Source organism: Mycobacterium sp., assembly GCF_004298145.1.
In the GTDB taxonomy this organism is placed as follows: Bacteria; Actinomycetota; Actinomycetes; order Mycobacteriales; family Mycobacteriaceae; genus Mycobacterium.
Genome location: NZ_SCRH01000060.1, coordinates 1 through 7,532, shown reverse-complemented (window position 1 = coordinate 7,532; position 7,532 = coordinate 1). Strand labels below are relative to the sequence as shown.

Below are 7,532 nucleotides of genomic sequence, written 5' to 3'. Positions count from 1 at the left end.
CGATCGCCGCGCAATCACTGGCATCGACCCGCCGCGCCCGGCTTCGCCCCGCTCGCGATCGCCGCGCAATCGCTGGCGTCGACCCGCCGCGCCCGGCTTCGCCGCGCTCGCGATCGCCGCTAAGCTGGCCGCGTGCCAATCCCGACGCCCTACGAGGACCTGCTCGGCCTGGTGCTCGATCGGGGAACGGCCAAATCCGACCGCACCGGCACCGGAACCCGCAGCCTGTTCGGCCAGCAGCTGCGCTATGACCTGTCGGTCGGCTTCCCGCTGCTCACCACCAAGAAGGTGCACCTCAAGTCGGTGGTTTACGAGTTGCTGTGGTTCTTGCGCGGCGACTCCAACGTCGGCTGGCTGCATGAGCACGGAGTCACCATCTGGGACGAATGGGCAAGCAGCACAGGCGATCTCGGGCCAATTTACGGGGTGCAGTGGCGGTCGTGGCCCACGCCATCGGGCGAGCACGTCGACCAGATCAGCGCGGCCCTGGATTTGCTGCGCACCGACCCCAACTCGCGGCGCATCATCGTGTCCGCCTGGAACGTCGGCGAAATCCCGCAGATGGCGCTGCCGCCGTGCCACGCGTTCTTCCAGTTCTACGTGGCCGACGGGCGGCTGAGCTGCCAGCTCTACCAGCGCAGCGCCGACCTGTTCCTGGGGGTGCCGTTCAACATCGCCAGCTACGCACTACTGACGCACATGATGGCCGCCCAGTCCGGCCTGTCGGTCGGCGAATTCGTGTGGACGGGCGGCGACTGTCACATCTACGACAACCACGTCGAGCAGGTGCGGCTGCAATTGAGCCGCGAGCCGCGGCCATACCCGGAACTCGTTCTGGGTAAAAGGGATTCGATCTTCGATTACACCTACGACGACGTCGTCGTGCAGAACTACGATCCACACCCGGCCATCAAAGCCCCCGTCGCGGTATGACGCGTACGACCGAGGTGGGCCTGGTGTGGGCCCAGTCGACCTCCGGCGTCATCGGGCGCGCCGGCGGCATCCCCTGGAACGTGCCGGAAGACCTCGCCCGATTCAAAGAGGTGACCATGGGCCACACCGTGGTGATGGGCCGCCGGACATGGGACTCGCTACCCGCCAAGGTTCGGCCGCTGCCCGGCCGGCGCAACCTCGTGTTGTCCCGCCAGACCGACTTCGCGGCCGACGGGGCGCAGGTGGTCGCCACCTTGGATGCGGCCCTTTCCCACGCCGGGGGCGAACCCGCGATCTGGGTGATCGGCGGCGAGCAGGTTTATTTGCTTGCGTTGCGCTACGCCACCCGATGCGAGGTCACCGAGATCGAGGTCGACCTGCGCCGCGATGACGACGACGCGCTGGCACCCACGCTGGACGACACCTGGGTGGGCGAGACGGGGGAGTGGCTGGCCAGCCGCTCGGGGCTGCGGTACCGGTTTCACAGCTACCGTCGCCGCTGACCACCGGTCCACTGCGCGCCTAACCCCTGGTCACTGGGTGGTCCAGAAGCTTCCCCCGGTAGGGGGGACCAGACCTGGGTCGCCGATGCAGCGAGCGATGTCCACATTCGCGTCCGGGTCTCCCAACTTGGCCACCACGGCGGCCTTGGCGGAACTGCGGGTCTCGGCCCAGGCGGCGACCAGGGTCGGGCCATCATCGGAGAGAGCCACACAGCCACCCCGACCACCGGCGAGAACACGGCAGTCGGTCGAGTCATATCGCTGGTCGCAATGGCTTACCGCATATGCTTCGACATCCCCCGGACGGGCAAGGGCGCCGCCCACTGTGGTTTCGAACGCATGGGTGGAATCCGACCCGACGATCACGATGTAGGGGCCGTGTGCGTACGCCGGTGCCGCCAGCGCGATAGCGCAGACAATCATCGCAGCGAACGCAAGAAGCTTGAGCATCACGGCCACCTCGTCAGTTAGCAAAGTTTATCGCAGACGCGTAACTTCCGGCGTCGTTCCCGCCAGGCGGGCTTCACCAGGCGGGCGTCGCTTCCGACGGGCGCAGGCGGTCTGGACGCGGCTCTTGCCCCGCGCTGGACGACACCCGGGTGGAGCGAGACGGGGGAGTGGCCGGCCAGCCGCTCAGGGCTGCGGTACCCCGCTTCCACAGCTACCGTCGGGGAGTCTGCGCAGTTGCTCGCGTTCAGGCCTGACCTGACATACTCGGGCTCGGGGGGTCGGTCGCACAGGGTCTACCAGGCGTTTGGTGAGAAGGGGGAATTGGCAGTGATAACCGAACCCGTGAAAACGTTCTCGCGAAAGTTCATGGGCTACGACGCGGCCGCGGTTGATGCCCACATCGAGATGTTGACCACCAAGCAGCAGCTACTGCTTGACGACGTCGAGAGCCTGCGGGCCCGGCTGCAGGAATCCGCCGAGCAAACCGCCGCGCTGCGCAAAGAAGTCGCCGTCCTCACGGACACGTCGCCCTCGCCGCATGCGATGCAGCAGCGGATGGCGAAAATGCTGCGACGCGCGGTCGACGAGGTCGCCGAGATGCAGGCCGAGGCGCGCGCCGAGGCGGACGCGCTGATTGCGGCGGCCGTTTCCGAGGCCGAAGCCGCGGAGCGAAAGCGCGCCGAGGTACTCGCGGACATGGCCGCGCAGCAAAAAGCGCTGGAAACCGAGTACGAGGAGACCAAGAAAAAGCTCGACGCCGAACTGGCCGGCATGCGCGCCGAATCCCAATCGGCGATCGACGAGGCGCGCCAGAACGCCGAGCGGGAGTGCGAGCAGCTCCTCGGTGACGCGAAAAAGGGGGCCGATCATTACCGTGACAAGGCCCGGGGTGCGGTGGGTGAGGCGACCGCGCAGCGTATCGAGATCCTCGAGCAGCTGATGGGCGTCTACCGCGACCTCGAAGGGGTTCCGGCCGCGCTCGAGTCGGCCTACGAAGAACAGACGAATCCCGCCGAGGAGGGCGTCTTGAGGCCGCTGGACGGTAAGGTCCGCGCCGGCTGAGCTTCCGCTGGCCTACGCCCGGGGGACCGCCGAAGGGGCGGTATTCTCGGCGCAGTGTCGACCCGTAGGCTATCCGCCGCTGGGGCCCGGCGGATTGCCGTTGCGGCCCAAGGATTTAGCGAGCCCCGGCCCGGTGGCCGGCTCACCCGGGCGCATCTGAAGCGGCTGGTCTCCAGGATCCAAGTGCTGCAACTGGATTCGGTGTCGGTGGCGGTGCGGGCCCACTACGCTCCGGTGTTCAGCCGGCTCGGTCCCTACGACCGTGACGTGCTCGACCGCGCCGCCTGGGGCCCGCGTTCGTCGCGCCTGCTGGCCGAGTACTGGGCGCACGAGGCCGCGCTGATGTCCGTCGAGGACTGGCCGCTGCTGCGCTGGCGGATGCGCCAGTACACCCACGGCCGGTGGGGAACCCACATCGTCAAGGCCAATCCGGAACTTGCCGACAAGATCGTTGCCGCCGTCGCCGAACTCGGACCCAGCACCGCGGGGCAGATCGAGGCGCATCTGGCCGCCGAGCCGCGACGCAAAAAGGGCACCTGGTGGACACGCAGCGACACCAAATGGGTGGCCGAGGCACTGTTTTCCTCCGGGGTGCTCACCACGGCCACCCGGGTGGGTTTCGCTCGCCACTACGACCTGGTGGAACGGGTGTTGCCGGCCGGCGTGCTGGCCCGGGAGGTCGACGACGACGAGGCCATCCGCGAACTGACCCTGCGGGCCGCCAGCGCGCTGGGCGTGGGCACCGAGGCCGACATCCGCGACTACTTCCGGCTGTCGGCCCAGCAGTCCAAGCCGGCGATCGCGGAGTTGGTGGCCGCCGGTGAGATCGAGCGGGTCGACGTCGAAGGCTGGTCCGCCCCCGCCTACCTGCGGGCCGGCCGGACGGTGCCCCGTGCGGACCGCGGCACCGCGCTGCTGTGCCCGTTCGACCCGCTGATCTTCTTCCGGCCCCGGGTCGAGCGGCTCTTCGAATTCCATTACCGCATAGAGATTTACACGCCGGCCGCCAAGCGGCAGTACGGCTATTACGTGTGGCCGCTGCTGATGGACGGGCGGCTAGTGGCGCGGGTCGACCTCAAGGCGGATCGGGCCGCCGGCTCGCTACGTGTCCTCGGCGCATTCGCCGAGGCCGACACGCCCAGGGCCCGCGTCGCCGCGGCGCTGGCCGGTGAACTGGAGTCCATGGCCTCCTGGCTGGGCCTGGGCGGGTTCAGCGTCTCCAGCCGGGGCGACCTGGCCGCCGACCTGCGGGCGGTCAGCTGATGCGCGTGACGGACAAAGGGCTCAAGGACACCCTCTGGAAGGCGGCCAACAAGCTGCGCGGCTCCCTGTCGGCAAGCCAGTACAAGGACGTCATCCTCGGGCTGGTCTTCCTCAAACACGTCGCCGAATCGGACTGGAAAGTTCTGGCGGACAACACAAAAGCCAATAATATCGGCCGGCTCGTCGACGGCGCGATGGAGGCCGCGGGGTTGCCGCGGCTGTACGAGAACCTCGACCAGCGCCGCCTCGGTGAGCTGATGGACCTCCTCGACACCGTGCGATTCGACGGGCACGACGGTCATCGGGCCCGGGACCTGATGGGCGAGGTGTACGAGTACTTCCTGGGGAATTTCGCGCGCGCGGAAGGAAAACGGGGCGGCGAGTTCTTCACCCCGCCCAGCGTCGTACGGTTGCTGGTCGAGGTGCTCGAACCGGTCGGCGGGCGGGTGTATGACCCGTGCTGCGGCTCGGGCGGGATGTTCGTGCAGACCGAGCACTTCATCGCCGAACACGACGGCGATCCCGCGAAGGTCACCGTCTATGGTCAGGAAAGCGTCGAACAGACCTGGCGAATGGCGAAAATGAACCTCGCCGTGCACGGCATCGACACCTCGGGTCTGGGCACGCGGTGCGCCGACACGTTGGTCACCGACCTGCACAGCGGTGTGCAGATGGACTGCGTGATGGCCAATCCACCGTTCAACATCAAAGATTGGGCCCGCGACGTCGACGACCCGCGCTGGCGCTTCGGCGTTCCGCCCGCGACCAACGCGAATTACGCCTGGATTCAGCACATCCTGTCCAAACTGGCCCCGGGCGGCGCGGCCGGCGTGGTGATGGCCAACGGCTCGATGTCGTCGAAGGCGATGGGCGAGGGCGATATCCGGGCGCGGATCATCGAGGCGGATCTGGTGTCGTGCATGATCGCACTGCCCACGCAGCTGTTTCGCAGCACCGCGATACCGGTGTGCCTGTGGTTTTTCGCCATGGCCAAGGCGTACCGGTCACGACAGGTGCTGTTCATCGACGCGCGGGGCCTCGGTTACCTGGTGGATCGGGCGGAGCGTGCGCTGACGGACGAGGAGATCGTCCGGATCGGCGACACCTACCACGCGTGGTGCGGCGCGAAGTCAGCCCATGTCAAAGGGATTACCTACCAAGATGTTCCAGGGTTCTGCCAGTCCGTGTCGTTGGACGACATCAGGGCGGCGGGCCACTTGCTGACGCCGGGACGCTACGTGGACCCGCCGACCGCCCAGGACGACGGGGAGCCGGTCGCCGACAAGGTCGCGCGATTGACTGACGAGCTGCTCGCGGCGCTGGACGAATCCACGCGCCTGGAACAGGTTGTGCGCCAGCAGGTGGGGCGCCTGCGGTGAAGACCTTCCTGGGCGAGCATCTCGACTTCAGCAGCGGGAACGGCGCGCCGCCGCGCGCGTTGGACGGGCGCTTCCCCGTCTATGGCGCCAACGGCGCGATCGGTTCTGCCGCAGAACGCAACGCGAGCGGGCCGCTGATCGTTGTGGGTCGCGTCGGGTCGTACTGCGGCAGTTTGCGCTACTGCGATTCCGACGTCTGGGTGACCGAGAACGCGCTCGTGTGCCGGGCCAAAGATCCGCGGGAGACGCGGTATTGGTATTACGCTCTGCACACCTGCCGGCTGGGCGATCACCGATCCGGGTCGGGCCAACCCCTGCTCAATCAGCGGATCCTGCACGATGTTTCGGTGTGGACCGTCGCGGCGGAGGAGCGCCGGCGCATCGCCGAGCTGCTCGGCGCCCTCGACGACAAGATCGCCGCCAACGACCGTGTGATCGCGACGGCCGAACGCCTCATGGTTGCCCACGCCGAATCGGTGGCGGACCGGGTGCGGCTGTCGAGCCTGGCGGTCCCGTCGAGCACGTTTCGCGACGTGAAGGAGTTCGACGAACGGGTCGCCCACTTCAGCCTTCCGGCGTTCGACGACGGGGCGAAACCCCGCCTGGTCGACGGACGGTCGGTGAAAAGCGGCAAGCTGCTCCTGTCTGCGCCGTGCGTCCTGTTCGCCAAGCTGAACCCGAGGATTCCGCGGATCTGGAATGTGGTGAGCCTGCCGCCGGAGATGGCGGTGGCCAGCACGGAGTTCGTCGTGCTGCGGCCGCTCGGTATCGATTCCTCGGCGCTGTGGTCGGCGCTGCGGCAACCGGATGTCTCACTGCGGGTGCAGCAGCGGGTCGCGGGGACCTCGGGCAGCCATCAGCGGATCCGACCGCGTGACCTTCTCGACATGTGGGTCCCCGATGTCCGCCGGTTGAGTCCGGCGTCGCTGCACACGATCAGCAGCCTGGGTGCGCTGTGCCACGCCCGGCGCGCCGAGAGCACCCGGTTGTCCGGCGTGCGTGATGCGCTGCTGCCGTTGCTGGTCTCCGGCCAGCTGCGGGTCTCCGACACCGATCCGCCCGGCACGCTTTAAGGTGAGCGCCGTGGCCGAGATCGCGCCGCTGCGCGTGCAACTGATCGCCAAGACCGAGTTCTTGGCGCCCCCGGACGTGCCGTGGAGCACCGACGCCGAGGGCGGCCCCGCCCTGGTCGAGTTCGCCGGCCGGGCCTGCTATCAAAGCTGGTCGAAACCCAATCCGAAGACCGCGACCAACGCCGGCTACATCAGGCACATCATCGACGTCGGCCACTTCTCGGTGCTCGAGCACGCAGGAGTGTCGTTCTACATCACCGGCATCTCGCGCTCCTTGACGCACGAGCTGATCCGGCACCGGCACTTCTCCTACTCGCAGCTGTCGCAGCGCTACGTCCCCGAGACGGACTCGCACGTCGTCGTGCCGCCGGGGATGGAAGACGATCCCGAACTGCAACAGATCCTGGCCGCGGCCGCCGACGCCAGCCGCGCCACCTACACGGAGCTGCTCACCAGGCTGGAGGCGAAGTTCGCTGACCAGCCCAACGCCATTTTGGGGCGCAAGCAGGCGCGCCAGGCCGCCCGCGCCGTACTGCCCAGCGCGACCGAAACCCGCATCGTCGTGACCGGCAACTACCGGGCCTGGCGGCACTTCATCGCCATGCGCGCCAGCGAGCACGCCGACGTGGAAATCCGGCGGCTGGCCATCGAGTGCCTGCGTCAGCTGGCGGGCGCGGCGCCCGCGGTGTTCGCCGACTTCGAGATCTCCACCCTGGCCGACGGCACCGAGGTCGCGACCAGCCCGTTGGCCACCGAAGCCTGAGCCGGCGTCGGCCGGCGAGGGCTGCAGGTGGCAATCCCGCGTAGCCCACCGAAGCCTGAGCCGGCGTCGGCCGGCGAGGGCTGCAGGTGGCAATCCCGCGTAGCCC

General features: G+C 68.1%; 8 protein-coding genes. 7 read left to right on the top strand and 1 reads right to left on the bottom strand.

The window, feature by feature from the left end:
• Nucleotides 1-132 precede the first annotated feature (132 nt).
• A complete protein-coding gene (locus tag EPN51_RS25860) occupies nt 133-933 on the top strand; it encodes a thymidylate synthase (protein WP_293048581.1) in 801 nt (266 codons plus the stop codon).
• Entirely contained in the window at nt 930-1,436 is a 507-nt protein-coding gene (locus tag EPN51_RS25855) for a dihydrofolate reductase (RefSeq protein WP_293048580.1), read from the top strand. The genes EPN51_RS25860 and EPN51_RS25855 overlap by 4 nt, the downstream gene beginning before the upstream one ends.
• Before the next feature lie 30 nt (nt 1,437-1,466).
• On the opposite strand, the gene EPN51_RS25850 is transcribed toward EPN51_RS25855, so the two are convergent.
• Nucleotides 1,467-1,886, bottom strand: coding sequence for a DUF4189 domain-containing protein (locus EPN51_RS25850; RefSeq protein ID WP_293048579.1), 420 nt, complete (start codon nt 1,884-1,886; stop codon nt 1,467-1,469).
• Nucleotides 1,887-2,213: 327 nt separating this feature from the next.
• Between EPN51_RS25850 and EPN51_RS25845 the strand changes: the two genes are divergently transcribed.
• From EPN51_RS25845 to thyX, 5 genes are read left to right on the top strand one after another with little or no spacing between them, the layout of a single operon-like run.
• A complete protein-coding gene (locus EPN51_RS25845) occupies nt 2,214-2,948 on the top strand; it encodes a cell division protein DivIVA (protein ID WP_293048577.1) in 735 nt (244 codons plus the stop codon).
• A gap of 54 nt (nt 2,949-3,002) precedes the next feature.
• Nucleotides 3,003-4,211, top strand: a complete 1,209-nt coding sequence (locus EPN51_RS25840) for a crosslink repair DNA glycosylase YcaQ family protein (RefSeq protein WP_293048575.1) — start codon at nt 3,003-3,005, stop codon at nt 4,209-4,211.
• Entirely contained in the window at nt 4,211-5,590 is a 1,380-nt protein-coding gene (locus EPN51_RS25835; RefSeq protein ID WP_293048573.1) for a type I restriction-modification system subunit M, read from the top strand. The genes EPN51_RS25840 and EPN51_RS25835 overlap by 1 nt, the downstream gene beginning before the upstream one ends.
• Nucleotides 5,587-6,663 (top strand): restriction endonuclease subunit S, encoded by a 1,077-nt coding sequence (locus EPN51_RS25830; protein ID WP_293048571.1) that lies wholly within the window; start codon nt 5,587-5,589, stop codon nt 6,661-6,663. Before EPN51_RS25835 ends, EPN51_RS25830 begins: the two co-directional genes overlap by 4 nt.
• Before the next feature lie 10 nt (nt 6,664-6,673).
• Entirely contained in the window at nt 6,674-7,426 is a 753-nt protein-coding gene (thyX, locus tag EPN51_RS25825; RefSeq protein ID WP_293048569.1) for an FAD-dependent thymidylate synthase, read from the top strand.
• Nucleotides 7,427-7,532: the final 106 nt, after the last annotated feature.